The sequence below is a fragment of the uncultured Paraglaciecola sp. genome (assembly GCF_943787955.1).
GTDB lineage: Bacteria > Pseudomonadota > Gammaproteobacteria > Enterobacterales > Alteromonadaceae > Paraglaciecola.
In genome coordinates this window covers 87393-110317 of sequence record NZ_CALSOK010000001.1, presented here as the reverse complement: position 1 = coordinate 110317, position 22925 = coordinate 87393, and the positions used below count along the sequence as shown (strand labels likewise).

Below are 22925 nucleotides of genomic sequence, written 5' to 3'. Positions count from 1 at the left end.
CAAATATTGTTATGTCTTAAGACAACCTTTATCCATGAAGATACAGAATTTTTTTATTAAGAATCACAGAGGGTTCCCTAAAAGTGCCACGATATGTGAATTCACGAACAGTCACATTCACCAGTGATATGCATGTATCAAAAGCGGTTGAATGGTTATTAAAGAATAAACAACTGGCGGGCCAGTTATCAATAACAAACACAAATTGCGTGTTTTTTGTCTGAACAAGATTGTCTGGTGAAGATGATTGAATCTAGTTACTTCCGAGAACAATTGTAGCTTGTTAAAGACATAATTAAAATTGAAGTACCGAAGACTAAACAATACACATTATTCACTGTAATAGCGCAAAATGATAAAAAAACAAAAAATATCCCATTGTTGATGATGGTTATCGGCTTGGCACAATTAATCGTTCAACTTTGCAGCACTGCATAGATTTGGATCTTATTTATGGCTCCAAGTTATGAGCTAGCTAAGTTATATTTGTTGAGTAATATTTCTGGTATTTGCTCTGCTCATCTTCTAGGATCATGTGACCGTTTTTATAGTTGTAATAGAGCAGTCGTCTTTGTCTTCAGCACAATCCAATCCAGAAATTAGCGTTAAACAACTTTCCAGTGATATCGCATCTTGTATGTCTAAAGATAAATTTAGACTTTTATCCCGTTTGCGTAAATTTCGTAATCTAACTGCAGATAAAAAACCAGAGTATCTAGTAAAATTACAACATGATGTAAATAAATCAGCTCAAATTTACACTACTAGACAAGCGCAACGTCCAGAAATTGATTTTCCTTCTTTACCCGTTTGTGAAAGGAAAGATGAAATAGCAGAGGCTATTACCAACAATCAAGTGGTCATCATTGCAGGCGAAACAGGTTCTGGGAAAACCACGCAAATACCCAAAATATGTTTAGATCTAGGTAGAGGGATTGGGGGGTTGATTGGTCATACTCAGCCTAGACGTCTTGCTGCTAGAACGGTGGCCAACCGTATTGCTGAAGAGTTGAAGACCCCACTTGGTCAACAAGTGGGGTTTAAAATTAGATTTTCAGATCATGTATCTGACAATACCTATATTAAATTGATGACAGACGGTATTTTATTGGCTGAAATTCAACAAGATAAATTTTTAAGTCAATATGACACGATCATTATAGATGAAGCACATGAGCGTAGTTTAAACATTGACTTTATTTTGGGTTATCTGAAACAACTCTTGCCAAGACGTCCTGAGCTCAAACTGATTATTACTTCAGCAACGATTGATCCATTACGTTTTTCTAAACATTTCAACGATGCACCGATGATTGAAGTCAGTGGCAGAACTTACCCTGTAGAAATGCGTTACCGAAAAACTGACAGCAGCGATTACGACCAGATTCAAGCAATCACTGAAGCCGTTAATGAACTTCTGACTGAAGCTGGAGGTGATATTTTAGTGTTTTTGAGCGGAGAACGTGAAATTCGCGATACTGCTGATGCACTGAACAAACAACAATTTCGTAATACAGAAGTGCTACCACTGTATTCAAGGTTGAGTAACAGCGAACAAAACAAAGTCTTTTCTGTTCACTCTACGAGGCGAATTGTACTTGCCACTAACGTTGCTGAAACGTCACTCACTGTGCCAGGTATTAAGTACGTCATAGACCCTGGTACCGCTCGAATTTCGCGCTATAGCGTGCGTAGTAAAGTGCAACGTTTGCCCATTGAAGCCATTTCACAGGCGTCAGCTAATCAAAGGGCAGGGCGCTGTGGTCGTGTATCTGATGGTATTTGTATCCGCTTGTATACAGAAGAAGATTTTTTATCTAGAGATGTGTTTACCGATCCAGAGATATTACGCACTAATTTGGCTTCTGTTATTTTGCAAATGATGTCGCTGGGTCTAGGAAAAGTTGATGCTTTTCCTTTTGTAGAGCCACCTGATTCCAGAAGTATTAATGATGGCTTTAAATTACTCGAAGAGTTAGGAGCCATCGATAATAAACTGGGTCGTCAAGGATTAACTCATCAAGGTAGACAACTGGCCAGACTTCCCATTGATCCCAGATACGCGCGAATGGTGGTTGAAGCAGCGAAACAAAATTGCTTAAGTGAAGTACTGATTATTGCTGCGGGACTGAGTATTCAAGATCCAAAGGAAAGGCCCCAAGATAAAAAACAACAAGCTGATCAAATGCATGAAGATTTTACGAATAAAGAATCAGATTTTCTAGGTTATTTCCAGCTTTGGCAGGGATTCAAAGAACAACAACAAGCTTTGTCATCGAGCCAATTACGTAATTGGTGTAAGAAACACTTTATCAATTTTATGCGTATGCGTGAATGGCAAGATATTGTCAGCCAGCTTAAAAAATCAGTAGCCGAGTTAGGTTTTGGTATTACCTCTCAACAAGCAGAGTATCAAGCTATCCATCAGTCTATTGCCTCAGGTCTGTTATCCCATTTAGGCAATAAAGATACAGACCGTGAATACTTGGGTGCTCGCAATAGTCGTTTTAAGATTTTTCCCGGTTCTGGCTTAGCTAAGTCTCAACCTAAATGGATTATGGTGGCTGAGTTAGTTGAAACAGCGCATTTGTTTGGTCGAGTGGCAGCTAAAATCGAACCAGAGTGGATTGAACCGTTGGCTCAACACTTAATCAAAACAGAATACTCCGAGCCACACTGGTCAAAAAAACAAGGCGTCGTTCAGGCTTTTGAAAAAGTGAGTTTGTATGGGTTGATATTGATTAACCAAAGGCGAAAAAATTATAGCCAGATTGACCCGGAGATAAGTAGAAATATATTTATACGTGAAGCGTTAGTCAATATGGAGACTAAATTAAACTTTGCCTTTTTGTCATTTAATCAGAAAATGATAGAGAATATTGAAGTTTTAGAAGACAAAAGTCGAAGACGTGATCTCCTAGTAGACGAAGATACCTTAGTTGATTTTTATAGTGACAAAATTCCAAACCATATATGTTCTGAAGTCAATTTTAAGAAATGGTGGAAGAAACAATCTGTTGAAAACCCTGACGTGCTTAATTTTGATCCTAAAGCATTGCTAAAGAAAGATACCGGACATATCGACGCTTTGTCATTCCCAGAAACTTTTAGACAAAACAACCTTACACTAGGATTAAATTACCATTTCGATCCAAAAGATGAGGACGACGGTGTCAGTTTGATGGTGCCTTTAGCACTGCTTAATCAAGTGAATACTTTAGGTCTAGATTGGCTGATACCGGGGTTACGTCATGAACTTATTGTGGCTTTAATCAAGGCTTTGCCAAAATCTTTAAGACGAAATTTTGTGCCAGCACCCAATTATGCAGATGCTTGTTTGTCGGATATGCCGCAAACAGATAAGCAAGGTAATCCTATAGGATTTTTAAGCGCTTTATCATCAAAATTGAAACGTATGACTGGTCGTGATCTTGAACTAAGTGAATGGCAAATTGATAAATTGCCGCAACACTTAATGTTTAATATTAAAGTAATAGATCAACATGCCAAGTTAATTGCGCAAGGTAGAGACTTGTTTGCGCTGCAACAAAAACTTCAAGGAAAAGTGAAACAAAACTTACAGTCAGTAGCCACACCTGAACTTGAGAAAACTGGTTTAGTTACTTGGGAAATTGATACGTTACCAAATGAGTTTATCAACAAAACAGGTGGCTATGAAATTAAGGCCTATCCAGCGTTAGTGAATGAAGGTAAAACGGTGGCCGTTAAATTATTCGATCAACCACATATGGCCCAAGCATCACACAAGCTAGGATTGCGCAAATTGATTATTTTAGGGATCCCATCACCGGTTAAATATTTACAGGATAAATTGCCTAATAAAGCCAAATTAGGGCTGTATTTTAATCCATTCGGACAAATTAAAGCATTAATTGACGACTGTATAGATGCTGGAGTCGATCAGCTTATTAATCAATATTCTCATCAAAACAACAGTGATATCCGTGAAAAAATTCATTTTGATTCATGCTGTAATTTTGTCAGACAAGAAATTAACGATACTGTTTTGAATATTGCTCAGCAAGTAGAAGTGGGTCTGACTATTGCTCATGAAATCAAGAAAAAAATGAAAGGCAGTGTGCCACTGAATCTAATTTACGCTCATGGGCATATCAAAGGTCAGCTCGACTCGCTGGTTTACAAAGGTTTTGTGGCTGATGTAGGCGCGCACAAACTGGTTGATTGGCAACGATATATTAAGGCAATTTTTAAAAGGTTAGAAAAAGTTGCCATAGATCCAACCAAAGATAAATTACATCAGCTTAATCTAGAAAAAGCAGAACAAGCATATCAGACCAAATGTAATAAAATTTCTGCTAATCAGCCTATACCCAAGGAGTTACAAGAAGTACGCTGGTTATTACATGAATTACAGGTGTCATTCTTTGCTCAACAACTAGGTACGTCAGCGCCAATTTCAGTCAAACGGATACTGAATTATTTGGATTCTATTTAATATGCGTTGACATTGTTTTCAGAGCATTTTATAAACAGGTTAGTATTTAAAGAGCAAAAGGAATTGTATGATAGGCTATGATGATAATCGCAATTTTTTCCGGATGATGGTTAATTCTGTATGTGAACTTAAGATAGTGGACGAAGAATCTTCACGCAGTCTTCAGGCAGTTTGTAGGGATATAAGCGCAACTGGAATGTCTCTTGAAATAGAGGAAAGCACGGTTGAAATGGGCACCAAATTGAACGTTTATATTGAATCCACTAATTCACAAATCCCTTCATTTACTGCCGATACCAAAGTTGTGCGCTGTGATGCGATTGATGACAACTCATGCACAGTAGGTGTTGAAATCTTTGAATTGAAATAAGCGACGTTTAGCCGCTTAATTTCTTTCTCGAGTATGAGATATACTGTCTACAGGTCCACCTATAGTACCCTACACACTAATCCTTTTAAGTAAAATCCTTCTGGGTAATTACTCCCAACCGGGTGATCGGCTGCTTGTCCTAGCCTTTCGATAATTTGTACAGTTCTGCCTGCATCCAGAGCCGCGTCTGCCACCACTTTTTGAAATAAATCAAAAGACAATAACCCTGAGCAACTAAAAGTACATAAAATCCCACCTGGCTGCATAATTTGCATGGCTAACATATTGATGTCTTTATACCCACGACAGGCACGAACTAACGATGCTTTAGAATCTACAAATTTAGGTGGGTCAAGAATAATTTGGTCGAAATGTCTTCCCTGTTGTTTAAAGTCACGTAGTGCTTGGAATACATCAGCATTTATAAACTCACATTTATCTGTATCTAAATTATTTATCTCAATATTTCTTTTTGCAGTGGTTAAAGCTAAGTCTGAAACATCTATACTTGTCACCGACTTAGCGCCACTAGCCAAGGCATAACTTCCAAATGTGCCGGTGTAACAAAAACAATTGAGTAAAGTTTTATTCTCTACGTATTTTGCCGCAATGGCACGATTGTCTCTTTGATCAAGATAAAAACCAGTTTTATGTCCGACTTTGACGTTGACTATGATTTTCACACCGTTTTCTTCAATCACTACTTCTTCTGGAACCTCTCCATGTAATACCTGAGTAATTTGTTCTAAGCCTTCTTTCTTTCGTATCGCCACATCACTGCGTTCATAAATAGAACACTCTGGAAATTCTTTCTTCAATGCCCAAACAATTTTGTCGCGATGTTTTTCAGCTCCGGCTGATAACAACTGACAAACCAATACATCAGCATATCTATCAATGGTGACTCCAGGGAGTCCGTCTGATTCTGCAGCAATAAGTCTATAACCAGTTAATCCATGACGTTTGATTAAATCTTCTCTTGAGGCATGGGCTGTAGCAATACGCCTTTGAAAAAAACCATTATCGATACTTTCATCTTGTTCAAACGTCCAAATTCGAACTTGAATCTGCGACTCTGGAGACCAAGCTCCTCGGCCTAAAAACTTACCATCATGGGATAACACGTCTACGGTTTCTCCCATGTTGGTTCTGCCTATGGTTTTTTCTATCGCACGAGAAAAAATCCAAGGGTGTTTACGTAATAAAGACTTTTCACGACCGGGCTGCAAAATGACGCTAGATGACATAGGATAACTTTTATTAATAATTTGATTCAATTGTACATGAGGGTAAGGTTTTGCTAAACAGAATTTCTAATCCAAAAAAAGATTTAACACTATGAGCCGCTTCATGCAGTTTATAAAACACGAAAACGGTTGTGCACCTGACTCATTAGAAGTTTGTCAGACTGACATGCCTTCGTTGTCATCTGGACAGGTACTAGTAAAAGTGGCATGTTTTGGTTTGAATCGAGCAGATACCCTGCAAAGACAGGGTAAGTATCCTGCTCCAGCAGGTGAAAGCGATATTTTAGGTTTAGAAATGAGCGGTGAGATAATTCAATTCCATCCAGAACAAATGAGCTCTCAACAAATTAAAAATCAACCCTTTGCACTTGGTGATAAGGTGTTCGGTTTAGTGGCAGGTGGGGGGTATGCCGAGTATGTGGCAGTGCATAGTCAACATCTGATGCCAGTACCTATAAACATGGATATGCCTCAAGCGGCAGGTATAGCAGAATGTTTTCTGACAGCATACCAAGCCATGTTTATTGAAAATGATTTACAACCAAAACAGCATGTATTGATCCATGCAGGAGCCAGTGGTGTTGGACTTGCCGCTATTCAGTTAGCCAAACGACGTGGCTGTGCTGTAGCGGTAACAGCATCAAGTCAGGCTAAATTAGACTTATGTAAACAGCTAGGAGCAGATCTGGTTATTAATTATCAACAACAAGACTTTGCAGTTGAAATAGCCAAACATTGGCAAGGTTGTGATTTGATTATTGATTTTGTTGCTGGTGATTATCTGAATCGAAACCTTAAATTGCTTAATATTGATGGCAGTGTACTTTATTTAGCCATGCTGGCTGGCCGTTATGCGGATAAATTAGATATGGCAATGATGTTGGGTAAACGGGCAACAATCAAAGGGTCAACGTTGAGAAGTCGCGATGATCACTATAAAGCTCACCTTATAAAAGAATTTAGCCAGACATGTTTAGCCGATTTTGATAACCGCACGTTAGTGCCTAATATTGATACTGAATTTGCTGCCAAAAATGTCGGTAAAGCCCATCTTAGAATAGAGAATAACGATACTATGGGTAAGTTGATTGGTTGTTGGTGATCTAAATCTTCTTATTGCTTGTGTTGGATTGTGTTTAACAATATTTTTGCAACGCATAAACAATATTCCATGGGCACATATGTAAACCATTTCGTGCCTCTGAGGATAATCTAAAGGACAGGTATTGGCATTAACACCTACTTTGTCACAATATATTTTAAATATCACTTTATTTATCTTATCGGCCTATGCACCAATTTTTTATTCAATTATAATAATTACCTGACATTTGTGTCAGGTTTTGTTGTGAATAGAGCCCGTCACGATTTCTTCTTTTATCTATACAAATAAAATTGAAAACCATCATGCTATCGAAATAGGAAATTTTAAATGATTGAAAATACCCAACAGCAAAACAAACTAGCTGGTAAAGATGCTGAGCTAGAGTTGAGGTTAAAAACCTATTTTGTTGATTTAGCCAGCGAACGTGTTGGCGGCGAAACGTTGTCTTGCAGTGATGATTTTTTTGCCGAGATGGAAAACTTACTTAAATCTGGCCGTGGTATTTTTATAGACGATAAATACACACAACGTGGTAAATGGATGGACGGTTGGGAGTCTCGCCGCAGTTATGGTAGAAACAATGGTCGTGAATTTGATTGGTGTATTATTCGCCTGGGTATCAGTGGCGTAATACATGGAGTCGATATTGATACCAATTACTTTCGTGGTAATGCCCCCCAAACGGTTTCAGTTGAAGCGTGTGTCAGTGTCCAGCAACCAAATGAAAATACTGTTTGGCACACAGTGTTAGCCGAAAATGAAGTGTCAGCCCATAGTCAAAATATATTTGAAATTTCCAATTCCCAATCTTGGACTCATATTCGATTAAATATGTTTCCCGATGGTGGCATAGCGCGATTACGTGTTTACGGCGAAGCCGATGTGAATTGGAAAAACTTTGTAGATGATGAACTGATTGATTTAGCGTCTATTAAGAACGGTGCAAAAGCTTTGTTAGTAAGCGATATGTTTTTCAGCGATAAAAACAATTTGATCATGCCTGGTCGAGGCAAAGATATGGGGGATGGGTGGGAAACAAAACGTCGTCGTGATCCGGGGCCGGATTGGTCAATTGTTAAATTAGCAGCACCAGGGAGCGTCGAAAAAGTGATTGTCGATACTTGTCACTTTAAAGGTAACTTTCCAGACACTTTTAAGCTAGAAGGTATTAATACCAGTAGTGACAATTTTAATGATGCTAATGCAGAGTTAGATTGGCAACCCATTATTCCTCAACTTAAGTTGTATGCTCATCGCGAGCATCTATTTATTAATGAAATAGTGGCTGAAACATTACAACAATTTACCCACGTTAAATTAAGTATTTTCCCAGATGGTGGTATATCTAGATTGCGTGTATTGGGTAAACGTACGTCACGCTTGATTACTGAATAGCAACGGGATAATACCTTGATGACAACTAGCAAAATAATAATACCTAAAGCACTCACCCGCGAAAATTTCGCATCATTTGGTGATGTAATAGAAGTGAATGACAAGGCCAAAAATTTCAGTATTAACGAGGGATTTACTCAACGTTATCATGATTTAGCAGATGTTGATGTGACCCAAGAAAACGGCCGTACTTTGATTAATATTTTTCGTTCAACACCACTTGAACAGCCTGTTAGTATAAAGATGATGGAGCGTCATCCATTATCTAGTCAAGCATTTATACCGATGGGACCACAACCTTTTTTAGTCGTTGTTGCTCCTAAAGGGGAAATGGATATTACAAAAATTGAAGTGTTTTTGGCTTCATCACATCAAGGCGTAAATTATCATAAAGGTACTTGGCATCACTACTGCTTGGCGTTACACCAAGTCAGTGATTTTATAGTGGTTGATCGCGGTGGGGCTGGAGATAACTGCGACGTGATTAATTTAGACGGTTCACTCGTTATAGCCCAGTGTTAACGCAAACAGTAAATGTTAATCCAACACAATGCAGCCACAACTATCGATCTATTTGAAACGTTATAGGAAACACAATGTATAAACGATTTAATGAACATGGCTATAAAGTTGCCCATTGTCTTCACACTTTTATCAACCATGAGGTCCTTCCTGGTTTACGTATTAATCAACAAGACTTCTGGCTGGCAGTGGCGGATGTACTTAATGAGTTTATTCCAAGAAACCAAGCATTGTTAAATGCCCGAGTCGTATTACAAGCCAAAATTGATAACTGGCATTTGAGCAATGCAAACAGGGCTTTTTCACAACAAGCATACCAACAGTTTCTGACCGAAATAGGCTACCTTGTACCTGAACAAGGTGATTTTCAAATCAGCACTGAAAATGTTGACCCAGAAGTTGCCTTAATAGCAGGACCTCAGTTAGTTGTGCCATTAATGAATGCTCGATTTGCACTTAACGCAGCCAATGCTAGGTGGGGTAGTTTGTATGATGCGCTATATGGCTCTGATGTTATTGTTGATGATCTTAAACAAGAAAAAATAGCAGGTTATGACCCAATTCGTGGTCAAAAAGTGCAAACATTTGCACGTGATTTTTTGGATATATCTTTGCCTTTAATAAATGGCAGTCATCATGATGCAGTCAACTATAAAGTCGATAACCAACAGCTTATTATTACTTTTAATACTGGTGACCAAGTTAGTTTAAAAGATGTCAGTCAATTTGTTGGCTTCAATGGCTCTGAAGAAAACCCTAGCACTATATTATGTATTCACAATGGATTGCATATTGAAATTCAAATTGATGAAAACAATCTAATTGGTCAAACTGATGCAGCTGGAGTAAAAGACCTCGTTTTAGAATCAGCTTTAAGCACTATACAAGACTGTGAAGACTCAATTGCAGCTGTAGATGCCGCTGATAAAACCGCCGTTTATACTAATTGGCTTGGACTGATGAAAGGTGATTTATCTGAAACCATCAGTAAAGGTGGTAAAAAATTTACCAGAACTCTAAATCCAGACCGAGCATACAGTAACGCTGCTGGTGAGCCCTTAAGTTTGCCAGGCCGAAGTCTACAGTTTATCCGTAATGTTGGTCATTTAATGACAACTGACGCGATATTAACCACAAATAATGAAGAAGTGCCAGAAGGCATTGTTGATGCGTTGGTTACATCTTTAATTGCTATGCATGATTTAAATGGTTCATCCAATTATGTGAACTCAAAACAGGGCAGCATCTATATTGTTAAACCCAAGATGCATGGGCCCGAAGAAGTGCAATTTACCAATGACTTATTTAGCCGAGTCGAAGAAAGCCTTGGTCTTGATGAAAATACCATCAAAATGGGTATTATGGATGAAGAGCGCAGAACTTCAGCCAATCTAAAAGAATGTATTCGAGCAGCTAGCAGCCGTGTAGCCTTTATTAATACGGGGTTTTTAGATAGAACGGGTGATGAAATTCATACCAGCATGTTAGCAGGGCCGATGGTTCGTAAAGAGCTGATGAAAAATGAAAAATGGATTTCAGCCTATGAAAATAGAAACGTGGTAATTGGGCTCAAAGCAGGCCTCAAAGGTAAAGCGCAAATAGGAAAAGGCATGTGGGCTACGCCTGATGAAATGGCTGCCATGCTAAAGGCTAAAATAGGCCATCCAAAATCAGGTGCGTCATGCGCATGGGTACCTTCACCTACTGCAGCTACTTTACATGTGATGCATTACCATCAAGTCAATGTTTTAGAGGTACAACAGCAAATGTTAACTGAGGCTAATTTGAATGAAGATAACGCACAACTTGATGCGTTGTTAACTATTCCGTTACTAAAAAAACATTACTGATTTATCTGAGCAAGACCGACAGGACGAATTGAATAATAATGTTCAAGGGTTATTAGGTTATGTTGTACGGTGGGTTAATCAAGGGGTAGGGTGCTCTAAAGTCCCTGATATCGATAACGTAGGACGAATGGAAGACAGAGCGACCTTGCGTATATCAAGTCAACATATCTGTAACTGGTTACATCATGGTTTATTGAGTGCTGATCAAGTCATGCAAACTCTAGAACGTATGGCTGTTGTGGTGGATACTCAAAATGAGCAGAACAGTTCTTATATTGCAATGGCGCCTAATTTTGAGACAAGCTTAGCGTTTCAGGCCGCTGTAGACCTTATATTTTCAGGCAAGGAACAACCAAGTGGTTACACTGAACCTTTGTTACATAAGAGACGCAATGAGCTCAAACACAGCTTAGCCAGCTAACACCAAACATAATCATGACTATTAAAAAAGCAGAGGTGGGCGATATTCGTAAAAAGAATAAAGCGCTCATTCTGAATGCTGCCAAAAAAGAATTTGTTACCTTTGGTTTTGAAGGTGCATCAATCAAACGCATAGCCCAAAGAGCGAATATCCCTAGGGCGAATATACATTATTATTTTGCCAACAAAATGGAGTTGTACCAAGAATTACTCAGTAACATTGTGAGTATTTGGAACTCTAAATTTGACTCGCTGAATATGGATGATGATCCTAAAACAGTCTTGTCAGCCTATATTCGCTCAAAAGTGATGTATTCTCGTGATGAACCAGACGCATCACGAATTTTTGCTAGTGAGATAATTCATGGCGCGCCTGTGTTAAACGACTACCTATCCACAGACTTTAAAGTATGGGTGCAAACTAAGGTAGATGTTATTCAATATTGGATTAAGCAACAGCTAATAGACGACATCAACCCATACCATCTATTATTTTTAATTTGGGGGGCCACTCAACATTATGCAGACTTTAATGTTCAGGTACTTGCCGCTATGGATAAGGCAGAAATGGATGAACAAAGTTTTGATGCTGTTGTTAACTCAATCACCACTATCGTTTTAAAAGGCTGCGGAGTTAAAACGACGAAACACACTGATACATTGTTAGATAAATAGCTGTGCAAGCATACGTAATCCGGTAATGAGTAGTACCACCGCAAACACTCTTTTGAGTAGATTAGCGTCCATTATGCTTGCTAGTTTAGCCCCCATTGGCGCAAAAATAACAGTCAACGGCACAATACACACAAATCCTAAAAGATTAACTAAACCATAAGTACCAAAGGGAGCATCACTAGGCGTGACACCGAATGTCAGCATAGTTATGGCTGCTGGGAGAGATATTATTAGTCCTATACCAGCAGCAGTACCTACTGCTTTGTGTGCAGGATAACGATAAGCTGTAAGAATAGGCACACTAAACGTACCCCCGCCTATTCCGACCATAGCGCTGAAAAAACCAATTAAACTGGCAATCACTCTTTGACCAAACTTACCAGGCAACGAGTCTGCAACAGTTGATTGTCTAACACGAAATAACATGTTGAGTGCGGATAAACTGGCAATCACACCAAACAGTGAGCTAAGCCATTGGCCACCATATTCAGTGACTAACAAGCTACCAATAATCACTCCTATCAATATATATAGACCCCATGACTTAAGCAGACTAAGGTCAACGTTACCTTTATTATAATGAGAATTAATTGAACTGAGGGAAGTAGGGACTATAGTTGCCAATGAAGTGGCCGTGGCAATCAACATGGCACTTTGGGCTGACACGTCAAAACTTTGAAACAGAAAAAACAATACTGGCACAATTACTATGCCACCACCTACGCCTAACAACCCTGCTAACAATCCAGCAAAAATGCCCGTTGCTATTAACGCAAAAATAGTGGGTAGATTGCCTAGTACAACATCCATAAAATTCTCTTAGTTTACAAAGTGGCTGCAAACGCCTTACCATCACTGCGAGGATCTGTAGCCGCTGCAACAGTATTGTCCGGCCTTAATACCACTGCGCCAGCATGACCCATTAATTCATTGCATGCTGGAACGGTAGTTATTTGATGGCCCTTAGAGGCCAATTCTTGAATAACATTTTGCGGGATATCTTGCTCTACATGCAAGTTATTATTGTTATCCCCCCAAGTACGACCCAATAACCAACGGCTTTCGGATATGGCTTTAGGTAAAGCTTGTTGCCGGTAAACATAGCGACTAAACACTGCTGCTTGTGTTTGTGGCTGACCTTCGCCACCCATAGTGCCATAACACAAACGTCTACCATCCTTAAGTTCAGCAAATGCAGGGTTAAGTGTATGGAAAGGTTTTAATCCAGGTTTCAGTTGCTGAAGATGATCAGGCTGTAGACTAAATGTGGTACCTCGGTTATTCCAAACAATGCCCGTTTGTGGGGATACAACACCACTACCAAATTCCCAGTAGATACTTTGAATATAACTGACCATTCGGCCTTCTCTATCACAAGCACCCATCCATACTGTATCGCCTAATTTGCCAATATGCGGCCAAGGTAGCGCTTTATTAAGACGCACTTTTTTTGCCAGTTGATTGAGCTTTTCTTCTTGTAAATAACACTCTAAAGGCTCGGCTAAACGAGAAGGGTCGGTTAGCACTGCGTTCCGCACAATGAATGCTTGTTTAGTACATTCAACCAATAGGTGAATAAACTCGGCTTCAGTCTTTGCCTGATGTTGAACTTTATCAAATAATGCCAAAATGATAAGCGAAGCAATGCCTTGAGTAGGTGCCGGCAAGTTATATAATTTACCCGCAGACGTTTTCACGCTCAAAGGAGTGACCTGCTGCGCTCGGTAATCAGTAAAATCGCTTAACTGAATAGGGGATCCTGTCGCGGCTAAATCTTCAGCTAACAATTTTGCAATGTCACCATGGTAGAAATCATCTAATCCATTGCTGACTAATGTTTTTAATGTTTGTGCAATTTTAGGTAGTTTAAGTATTTTACCTTTTTCTAAACGTTGTCCTTGAATCATAAATTGTTCAAAATTGACTAATTTATGCAAGTCATTAAAGGTTTTTTCACTGGCATTTTGCAAACTCTGGGTTACTTCAATACCCCATTCAGCCTGACCGATGGCAGGGGACAATAATTGTTCTAATTCGAGTGATGGTTGCCAGCTTTTACTGATATCTAATGCTTTACTCCAACCGGCTACCGCTCCAGCCATATTAAGACAGGCACGACCGCCGCGACTCTCTATATTATCTTGACCTGCATAGAAATTCAGGTCTGCTCGTTTAGCTGCAATACCACTTGCATCAATACCAACTGGTACTTTTCCGGGTTCACTAATTAGCCAAAAACCATCTCCGCCCAAACTATTCATATGCGGGTAAACAACAGATATTGATGCTGCAGCTGCAACCATAGCTTCTATAGCTGTTCCACCTTGTAGTAGAATGTTTTGACCAGCCTGATTGGCTGAATAATGTGGTGCAGTAAAAGCAATAGATTTCGATGTTATTTTCAATCTTGTGTTTCCCTTTGATATTTTCATCATTTTAATAATGGGTGTGCTACTTGAAGCATTCTCAAAGTAGATACGCCAAATAAATCAGTTTGGAAACCCTTAGACCCGTGTTGAGCTAAATTACACCAACAGGTTTTACAGTAACTGCTAAACAATAGGCTAATCTTTAATGCAAATAGTAGGCAACTATCTTCGATTAGTTGTAAAAAAACCTCGGATTTTTATTCAAAAGAAAATAATGCTTAAAAGTAATTCTTGTGAAAATAATTCGTTTATAAAATATTCACTTATGATGTTTAAGTTTCCATGTATTTGTTATCAATCCGGATGTTTAAACCTCTGATGCCCCCTTATTTTAGCTAATGTACATTGTTATATGATGAATATACTAAAAATCGTGGTGTTAAAAGGCACAACTATTTCTGGCGAATCTAGATTAAATGCCCTTTAAAAATAATGCTGATTCATGGAAAACTCACAATATTGAGGAGGTAGCAATTTCTTAATACTCGATTGTAATGCAGATTGAGTCTAACGATCCTAAAATTAAAGGACAGGCAACAAAAACATGTAACATAAGCTGGAGTGTTTCTTTTCCGCTTGAATTTTAGCTTTAGCTTACAATGTATATTTATCAATTAAGATTACAGTGACCATTGTGGTGGTTGAAAATTTTCAAGCGGCATGACGCTGATGAGTCTGTCTCCATTGGAATATACTCGATAACCAGTTATGTTAGTCAGACTAGTTATTCTTTAGCTTTCTGCCTCGAGTTAAACCTAGGACCAAGTTCAGGTTAGAATAATTTTTACTAAAAACACTACGGACCTAAAAGTAAATTTGCCGGATGGTTTGTAGATATGTTACTCAAAGGGCATAAACTTGATTGAATATGTACACCAATATTGGTTGGAGTTTTTAACTATTGCTAGTGTGCACTTGTTGGCCGTCGCTAGTCCTGGTCCAGACTTCGCCATCGTATTGAAACACAGCATTAGTTTTGGCCGAAGAGCCGCTATCATTACCAGTATTGGTGTTGGGGTAGGCATACTGATCCATGTTGGCTATTCCTTACTAGGTATAGGTATTGTTATAAAAACAACACCTGTGCTTTTTCAAGTATTGAGTTATTTTGCTGCTATGTATTTACTGTATCTAGGATGGGGAGCGATAAGGAGCTCTGCGCCTAAACACTTAAATAGTGTAGAGTTTAAAAAAACAATGCACATTATTTCTGATAATAAAGCCTTTATGGTGGGATTTTTAACGAATGGCCTCAACCCAAAGGCCACCCTGTTTTTTTTATCGGTATTTGCTGTGGTCGTATCGCCAGATACGCCCAATGCAATTAAACTTGGATATGGGTTATATTTGGCCGTGGCAACAGGTATTTGGTTTTGTGTTCTGTCTTTGTTTTTAAGTTCTAAAAGAGTCAGGCTGTATATTGCTAAAAAAGGTTATTGGTTTGATAGGGGTATGGGTGTTGTATTGATTTTGTTGGCGATAAAATTGGTTATGCCTGTATAGTGCGCTTTTATAAAGTAATGCCAAAGTGATCGTTAAATAGGAATTTAAGTGGAAGAACAAAAACAGTTTAAAATACAGGGTGGCAGCCTCGAAAAGTCACTCAAGGGCGAAACCCAATTAGATCTAAAAGCGATTGCTGAAGAGGCTTGGAATTTATCAAAAAATACTAAAACAGTCGTTTTACATGGTGTGTTATTATTGTTTTTTATTGCCATCGTATTTGCTTGGGTATTGCAATCATGGTTCGGCATATCTGATTTAAGTGTTGTCCCTCAAAGTATGATGATTTCACTAAAGGTCGCAGGTATTATTGTTACTACACCTATAATAGCTACTATGTTTTTGTTAGGTATTTCACATAGTGTAGGGATCAAGCCAAGATTTTCATCTATTCTTAAAAACGTAATGGGCTCTATTCTAGTTATTTTATTGGCGCTGCTATTAGCAGCAATGTCAGACGTTGGCTCTTTTGTTGGGTCACAGATCAGTGTTTTGTTAGGTGTGGCGATGTTGTTTTATGTTAATCTTGCAACAGGTTTTTCAATCATGTTGTTGATTGAAAAAAGGCTAGCTCCGAGTCAATCTGTGATCCAGTCTTTAAAAGTGTTCCATAAATATTGGATGCCCCTTTCGGTGTTTTACCTTGTGTATTACCTGTGTTTATTTTTAGGTGCTCTGTCTTTAGGTTTTGCGTACATTTGGATTATTCCCTTTTTCATCAATATGAAAGGTATTTTATATCGTGAATTATTTGGAGTTAAAGTACTCAATGTTAAGTCACAATCAAACCCTGATGAGTCGATATTTCATGCGTGATGTTGTTAAAATATGTGTTGTCATAATTGCAGTTATAATCACCACCGTAACGTTAATTGTTTTATTACAGCAATCTAAAATTAAAGATGTTGCACAGGACATTATTAGCCTTGATGGATTGCACATACCTTCATTAGACAGCAGTACTAAACCGGTTCCTGTTTTTTCTGATTATAGTGATGTTATTGAGAAAAAACGCGCATTCTTCGCTTATTTACAACCTGAAATTCAAAGACAAAATGAAATTATTTTAAAAGAGCGGGAAATGGTATTTGCGTTACAAAAAATGATGCTGCAACAGCAAGATTTTAATCAGTATCAACAAGAGGTATTTAATCAGTTAGCAAAAAAATATCAGTTTTCAGGTGATAAAAAGTTATCTTTAGAGCAGACGTTAAAAATGTTAATAAAAAGAGTTGATACGATACCTGAGGCACTTGTTTTGGTTCAGGCTGCAAATGAGTCAGGTTGGGGAGCCTCAAGGTTTGCTCAACAGGGGTACAATTTTTTTGGACTTTGGTGTTTTAAAAAAGGCTGTGGTTTCGTACCTAAACAACGCAATGACAACGCAGTCCATGAAGTTGCAAAATTTAGAGACCTATCTCATGCGGTTATGACTTACACACGTAATCTTAATCGTCACTATGCATATAAAGACTTACGTATGATAAGACAAAATCTAAGACAGGCTGACAAGCCTGTTTCTGCAAAAGCTCTAGCTGCTGGCCTATCAAGTTACTCTGAACGGGGACAAGCATACATAGATGAATTGCTCAGCATGTTGCGAGTGAATAGAAAACATATGGATACAGCGGGTTGAAAATAACACTATTTATATTAGGGCATATGATTTTAAGTACATATGCAATCGCAGACACGTTAGAAGTACAATATTCAAGCTTTTATAGTCATGTTAAAAAACTTGATGAGCCTGACACTAACGCATTAAGATTTGCCTTTGGATTTCAACATATTGCGGAAAACCGCCTTTGTCACATCATCCGTGCTGATATAGTTACGCAAAAACAAAGATTGCCATTGACGGTTGAAAACAATGAGCGATTTACTGTGCCCAAAAATAAAATTCTTAAGATGGCTAAGGCACAAGTGGTCATTGAGTTAGATGATCAGGCCAATCGATGTGATATGTCTGTGCAGTTAGAGACGTTACCGAGCTACCTGAAGACACACTATACTCATGATGATTTGTTATTATTATTTGATCAGTATCAGGCTTTTTTTGATGGGATGGGAGGTTTTTTGTCTTTTATGATGCCCTCTGCAGAGGGTTTATCGTTTCATTTTGACCGAGAGATAAATTTACCAGAAAGTTTACAACCTTTAATGAATAAAGAGGGAACCATAGCTTTGAGTAAAGCGCGGCTAATGCAAGCTAACGGGCTAAAATTACCACATAAACCGTTACGTATCACCGCTATCATTGAAAAATAAATGTTGAATTAATGCAGGGTGGTTTACTTGTCCCTGCATCTGATCATTGGATATTATTACATTATCCTTGAGAATAAACGTCTACTTGCACCTTTACTTCGACCGCGACGCATTTGAGAACGAAGCTCTGTTCTCTTGCTAGTTAGCCAACTGTCTCTATTCACATTCGCTTCAGCGCCTCTGCGATTTTCTTCCGTTGTTCTGTACTTACAAAATTGTTTATAAGCAGCCAAATCTTGTGACAACTCTTGAATAACCAACTCAATCATGATGGCATCATCCACATAACCTAAACCTGGAATATTGTCAGGCACTAAATCTTCTGGCTCACTAAAATAGGCAAGCGAAGTTAGAATTTCATTTTTTTCATCTTCTGGCATTTGCCATTCTGGATCTTCCAAAGCTGATATAAGTGTCTCAAGAGATTCCATTCTGTGTTTAACAAAATCAGGCAAATTAGCCTGTTCCATTTCCGCACAGACGGCACGTGCTTTTTCTAATACTTCGGCAGGTGGATATTCACTGGCTTTTTCCATAGCGGCTTTCATCATTGAGCGAAAGTGCTCTAAGTCGCTGTCAGAGAGTTCGAAACTAATTTGTATTGGCATGTAAAAATTCCTTTTTTTAGTTGTTAATCATATACCTTAGAGAGCAGCCGAGAGTCTGTCAATTATACTGTTTAAATATCGTACTTAATTATTCAGCACCTAATTGATATTTAATTTGGTCTGCAATTCTATATACGCTAGCACGGCCATGTTCAATGAGCTCTTTAGCTCGGTAAAATTCCATCATACCGAAATCACGAAGTTGTGGTTCAATTAGGATATCCGGCGGATCGCCAGCTAGGCGAGAGCGTGTGACTCTTGCAGATAGAATATCTAATGAACCTGTCATCGCATTGATGATCGAAGGGGCAGGAGGTATAACAATATGCTCAGTCCCCAATATACCTTCTGTTATTTGCTGTTCGATGTTGGCAGGCTCAAGTATTTCTAAACATGCTTCAGTTAAAAATTCTGGGTCTGTAATTAAATCTTGTTCAGTTGGAGTGTCCCCATCTTTTTTAAACCATTGTTGAATTTGTTGTTGACTACGTTTAAAAAAATCTGTGGTCTTTTTTTGATTATTCCCATGATCAATTGGATTAGCGACTATAGATTGAGGTCTAAAGTCTGCACTTAAATTAACAGCAATCACCACATCAGCCCCTAACAATCTGCACATATTAACGGGCACAGGGTTGACTACCCCCCCATCAACTAACCATCTATTCTCAAATAAAAGCGGAGGAAACAAACCAGGAATAGCACATGATGCTTTAACGGCTTCAATCACAGAGCCATTCATGAAATTTACTTCTCGGCCACTGTATAAGTCAGTAGCGACAGCTGCAAAAGGTTTATGTAACTCTTCAAAAGTTTCAAAGCTAAAATTATCTTGTAGTGCTTTAAATACTTTTAAGCCACTTACTAGACCCCCTTTATGAAAACCCACCCCCATCAAAGCAAATACCTGCCAATCTGTAAGGCTTTCAACCCATTCGGATAACGCTGGTAATTTTCCTGAGGCATAAGCTGCTCCGACATAGGAGCCAATAGAGCATCCAGAAACTACATCTATTTCGATACCCATTTCTTCCAGAGCTTGGATCACTCCGATATGAGCCCACCCACGTGCTGCACCACTGCCTAATGCTAATCCGATTTTCATATAATTCCTTTAATCCTAAATATTAGTTATGACAATTGGCGCTACTATTTCAAACTTGTTCATATCGGATGAGCTCAGTTCGGGAGGATCAAAGCCAATGTCACCATTTTCAAATGGTATTGTTTGGGTTTTTAAATCAACGAAATTAAATTGAGCGTTATCTGCTAAGTGCGAAGGCACCACATTTTGTAATGCTTTTGACATGGACTCTATTCTACCGGGAAAATGCTGATGCCAATTTTGCAACATGCTTTTAATGACTTTTCTCTGGAGGTTTTCTTGAGAGCCACACAGATTACATGGAATAATAGGGAATTTAAGGTGCTGCGAATAAACAGCGATATCTTGTTCAGCGCAATAAGCTAGCGGTCTTATGACCATTTGTTTGCCATCATCACTGACCAATTTAGGAGGCATCGATTTTAGCTGCCCACCATTAAACATGTTCAGAAAAAGTGTCTCCAACATATCATCTCTATGATGTCCCAGTGCAATTTTTGTCGCTTTTAAACGGGTGGCAGTATTATATAAAATTCCTCGGCGAAGCCTTGAACATAGTGCACAAGTTGTTTTACCTTCAGGTACTTTATCTATTACAATTGAGTAAGTGTCTTCTTCAACCACTTCAAAATCTACACCAAGCTGGGTGAGGTATTCTGGTAATACGTGTTCTGGAAATCCAGGTTGTTTTTGGTCAAGATTAACCGCAATAATACTAAAAGATATAGGGGCTACTTTTTGCATATGTAGCAACATATCCAACATCGTATAGCTATCCTTTCCGCCAGATAAGCAGACCATTACTTTGTCGCCATCTTCAATCATATTAAAGTCAGCTATTGCTTTGCCAGTATGATGTCTGAGTCGTTTTTGTAACTTATCTAAGCTTCGTGTGTTTTTTTGTTTAATGCTAGCTAATTGGTTCATGAATATGGCTTATATTTTATCGACTAAAAAGGTTGCCTCATTTGGCAGGATAATTATACTGGAAAATTGGTTTCTTTCTTAACTAAACCTTTTTTTAATGGATATGTTGTTTTTATGCCTTACAGTTTAGTGATAAAAGATCTACTTTTTTCTTGGTCAAAGCAAAGTGATTTTGTTCTGAAAATACCTAATTGGCAGGTGAAAACAGGTGAGAAAGTGTTTTTATATGGTCGTTCAGGGGAAGGTAAGTCTACGCTGTTGAATTTAATTTCTGGCATTGAAAATCGTTATTCAGGCGACATAAGAGTCTTAGGTCAAGACATGACCACATTAAATCAAAGACAAAAAGATACTTTTAGAGCGAATAATATTGGGATCATCTTTCAGCAGTTCAATTTATTGCCTTATTTAACTGCAGGACAAAACATACTATTGGCTCAGCGATTTAGGAGTGTGGATAAGACACCTCATTCAGGCCAATTAGCTTCAATATGTGAACGATTAGAATTGAGCAATAATTTACTTAATCGAAAAGCAATTGAGCTAAGTGTTGGTCAACAACAACGTGTAGCTGTTGCTCGGGCATTGTATACATCGCCTGCGCTTATTATTGCCGATGAGCCCACCTCTGCGTTAGATTCTCAAACCAGAAATCAATTTATTCAACTACTTTTAGACTGTGCTAATACTTCAACGGTTGTATTTGTTAGCCACGATATGTCTTTAGCGCCACATTTTAATCAACAATTAGCGCTGGCAGATTTACAGCAACCAAAGGGTGATGTTGATGCTGCTTAAATTAGTTCTGGCAAGTTTATGGTCACGTCGGGTTATGGCTATTCTGACTTGTACATCGATTGGCATAAGCATGTTGGTGCTTATTGGTGTTGAGCATTTGCGTGCTGAAGTAAAGAACAATTTTGAACGCACTGTCTCTGGGGTAGATTTGATTGTAGGTAGCCGCACCAGTGGGATTAATTTATTATTATTTTCGGTGTTTAAAATCGGTAACCCTGCCAACAATATACAATGGAAAAGTTACCAAGATATTGTTACAAAAAATCAAGTAGCTTGGTCAGTTCCGCTTTCAATGGGAGATTCTCACCAAGGGTTTTCTGTAATTGGTACTACAGATGACTATTTCAAATATTTTAAGTACGGTGACAAACAAAATATTTCCTTTGTTCAAGGTGGACCCTTTAAACGGTTATATGAAGTAGTACTTGGTGCAAATGTTGCTAAGAATTTAGGCTACCAAATCAATCAATCGTTAGTCATGTCTCATGGAACAGGTAACGTCAGCTTTACCCATCACGACGAACATCCTTTTAGGGTGGTAGGAATATTAAAGTCCACAGGCACGCCAGCTGATCAATCTTTGTATATTCCCTTACAAAGCATCGATATTCTTCATCAAACACAACACATTCATGACGAATTGATAACGGATGTGCCTTTAGGTAAACAATATCAACCTCAGCTCAGCGCATTTTTACTTGGCAGTAAAAACAAAATAGCCATATTACGATTACAGCGAGATATTAACCAATATAAACAAGAGCCTCTTAGCGCAATTCTTCCCGCTTTGGCACTAAGAGAGCTTTGGAAGATAGTGGGTGCAGTTGAAATTAGCTTAAGGGTTATTTCATGGCTTATTTTAGCTACGGCACTCATCTGTATGACAACTATGCTGTTGGCCTCTATGAAAGAAAGGGAGAGGGAACTGGCAGTATTACGGGCGTTGGGTGCTAAGGCACACATCATTATTATACTGATTGGCACTGAAGCCTTATTGCTTACATTATTGGGTTCATTAACAGGTTATTTGTTAGTCACTGTGGGGTTATTAATTGGCCAGCCTTTACTAGAACATCACTTTGCTTTGTATATCAGCCCATATGTGGATCTGCCCTCTGCAGGACAATTCGTCTTAATAGCCGCATGTGCAGCTATTTTGTTGTCTTTTATTCCAGCATTATCGACTTATAAAAAGTCATTGCTGAATGGCCTCAAGCAATAAGTAC

General features: G+C 38.5%; 18 protein-coding genes and 1 pseudogene. 13 read left to right on the top strand and 6 right to left on the bottom strand.

Features of this window, described 5'->3' with window-relative positions:
* Positions 1 to 571: 571 nt before the first annotated feature.
* Positions 572 to 4477 carry an ATP-dependent RNA helicase HrpA gene (hrpA, locus tag Q0Y52_RS00500; protein ID WP_297816693.1) on the top strand — a complete coding sequence of 1302 codons (3906 nt, stop codon included), beginning with the start codon at positions 572 to 574 and terminating at the stop codon, positions 4475 to 4477.
* A 67-nt stretch (positions 4478 to 4544) separates the two neighbouring features.
* The gene (locus tag Q0Y52_RS00495) at positions 4545 to 4847 is read left to right on the top strand and encodes a PilZ domain-containing protein (protein ID WP_297816572.1); all 303 of its coding nucleotides are present in this window, start codon (positions 4545 to 4547) and stop codon (positions 4845 to 4847) included.
* Between the two features lie 59 nt (positions 4848 to 4906).
* Here the strand turns inward: Q0Y52_RS00495 and Q0Y52_RS00490 are convergent, their stop codons facing one another.
* Complete coding sequence (locus tag Q0Y52_RS00490) at positions 4907 to 6094, bottom strand: class I SAM-dependent methyltransferase (protein ID WP_297816568.1); 1188 nt, start codon at positions 6092 to 6094, stop codon at positions 4907 to 4909.
* Between the two features lie 103 nt (positions 6095 to 6197).
* Between Q0Y52_RS00490 and Q0Y52_RS00485 the strand changes: the two genes are divergently transcribed.
* From Q0Y52_RS00485 to Q0Y52_RS00465, 5 genes and pseudogenes are all read left to right on the top strand, one after another.
* Positions 6198 to 7196 (top strand): NAD(P)H-quinone oxidoreductase, encoded by a 999-nt coding sequence (locus tag Q0Y52_RS00485; protein WP_297816565.1) that lies wholly within the window; start codon positions 6198 to 6200, stop codon positions 7194 to 7196.
* A gap of 330 nt (positions 7197 to 7526) precedes the next feature.
* Positions 7527 to 8594, top strand: coding sequence for an allantoicase (gene alc, locus Q0Y52_RS00480; RefSeq protein ID WP_297816562.1), 1068 nt, complete (start codon positions 7527 to 7529; stop codon positions 8592 to 8594).
* An 18-nt stretch (positions 8595 to 8612) separates the two neighbouring features.
* Positions 8613 to 9116 carry an ureidoglycolate lyase gene (locus Q0Y52_RS00475; RefSeq protein WP_297816557.1) on the top strand — a complete coding sequence of 168 codons (504 nt, stop codon included), beginning with the start codon at positions 8613 to 8615 and terminating at the stop codon, positions 9114 to 9116.
* Between the two features lie 74 nt (positions 9117 to 9190).
* Positions 9191 to 11387 (top strand): annotated as a pseudogene (locus Q0Y52_RS00470) (malate synthase G).
* A gap of 14 nt (positions 11388 to 11401) precedes the next feature.
* A complete protein-coding gene (locus Q0Y52_RS00465; RefSeq protein WP_297816555.1) occupies positions 11402 to 12061 on the top strand; it encodes a TetR/AcrR family transcriptional regulator in 660 nt (219 codons plus the stop codon).
* Here Q0Y52_RS00465 and Q0Y52_RS00460 read toward each other — a convergent pair.
* Together Q0Y52_RS00460 and Q0Y52_RS00455 are read right to left on the bottom strand one after the other, a co-directional pair.
* The gene (locus tag Q0Y52_RS00460) at positions 12050 to 12871 is read right to left on the bottom strand and encodes a sulfite exporter TauE/SafE family protein (protein ID WP_297816552.1); all 822 of its coding nucleotides are present in this window, start codon (positions 12869 to 12871) and stop codon (positions 12050 to 12052) included. The genes Q0Y52_RS00465 and Q0Y52_RS00460 overlap by 12 nt on opposite strands.
* Before the next feature lie 14 nt (positions 12872 to 12885).
* Positions 12886 to 14466, bottom strand: coding sequence for a gamma-glutamyltransferase (locus Q0Y52_RS00455; protein ID WP_297816550.1), 1581 nt, complete (start codon positions 14464 to 14466; stop codon positions 12886 to 12888).
* 882 nt (positions 14467 to 15348) lie between these two features.
* Here Q0Y52_RS00455 and Q0Y52_RS00450 point away from each other — a divergent pair.
* From Q0Y52_RS00450 to Q0Y52_RS00435, 4 genes are read left to right on the top strand one after another with little or no spacing between them, the layout of a single operon-like run.
* Positions 15349 to 15993 carry a LysE family translocator gene (locus Q0Y52_RS00450; RefSeq protein ID WP_297816546.1) on the top strand — a complete coding sequence of 215 codons (645 nt, stop codon included), beginning with the start codon at positions 15349 to 15351 and terminating at the stop codon, positions 15991 to 15993.
* A gap of 48 nt (positions 15994 to 16041) precedes the next feature.
* Positions 16042 to 16809, top strand: coding sequence for a hypothetical protein (locus Q0Y52_RS00445; protein WP_297816544.1), 768 nt, complete (start codon positions 16042 to 16044; stop codon positions 16807 to 16809).
* Positions 16763 to 17629 carry a glucosaminidase domain-containing protein gene (locus Q0Y52_RS00440; protein WP_297816541.1) on the top strand — a complete coding sequence of 289 codons (867 nt, stop codon included), beginning with the start codon at positions 16763 to 16765 and terminating at the stop codon, positions 17627 to 17629. Before Q0Y52_RS00445 ends, Q0Y52_RS00440 begins: the two co-directional genes overlap by 47 nt.
* Positions 17626 to 18261, top strand: a complete 636-nt coding sequence (locus Q0Y52_RS00435) for a DUF2987 domain-containing protein (protein ID WP_297816538.1) — start codon at positions 17626 to 17628, stop codon at positions 18259 to 18261. Before Q0Y52_RS00440 ends, Q0Y52_RS00435 begins: the two co-directional genes overlap by 4 nt.
* Positions 18262 to 18317: 56 nt before the next feature.
* Here Q0Y52_RS00435 and Q0Y52_RS00430 read toward each other — a convergent pair whose 3' ends face one another.
* From Q0Y52_RS00430 to ttcA, 3 genes are all read right to left on the bottom strand, one after another.
* The gene (locus Q0Y52_RS00430; protein ID WP_297816534.1) at positions 18318 to 18869 is read right to left on the bottom strand and encodes a DUF1232 domain-containing protein; all 552 of its coding nucleotides are present in this window, start codon (positions 18867 to 18869) and stop codon (positions 18318 to 18320) included.
* A gap of 88 nt (positions 18870 to 18957) precedes the next feature.
* Positions 18958 to 19974: a patatin-like phospholipase family protein gene (locus Q0Y52_RS00425; RefSeq protein ID WP_297816531.1), complete on the bottom strand. Its 1017-nt coding sequence runs from the start codon at positions 19972 to 19974 to the stop codon at positions 18958 to 18960.
* Between the two features lie 15 nt (positions 19975 to 19989).
* Positions 19990 to 20901, bottom strand: coding sequence for a tRNA 2-thiocytidine(32) synthetase TtcA (gene ttcA, locus Q0Y52_RS00420; RefSeq protein ID WP_297816528.1), 912 nt, complete (start codon positions 20899 to 20901; stop codon positions 19990 to 19992).
* A gap of 114 nt (positions 20902 to 21015) precedes the next feature.
* On the opposite strand from ttcA, the gene Q0Y52_RS00415 reads away from it, so the two are divergent.
* Positions 21016 to 21699, top strand: coding sequence for an ABC transporter ATP-binding protein (locus Q0Y52_RS00415; protein ID WP_297816525.1), 684 nt, complete (start codon positions 21016 to 21018; stop codon positions 21697 to 21699).
* Positions 21689 to 22921, top strand: coding sequence for an FtsX-like permease family protein (locus Q0Y52_RS00410; RefSeq protein WP_297816522.1), 1233 nt, complete (start codon positions 21689 to 21691; stop codon positions 22919 to 22921). The genes Q0Y52_RS00415 and Q0Y52_RS00410 overlap by 11 nt, the downstream gene beginning before the upstream one ends.
* Positions 22922 to 22925: the final 4 nt, after the last annotated feature.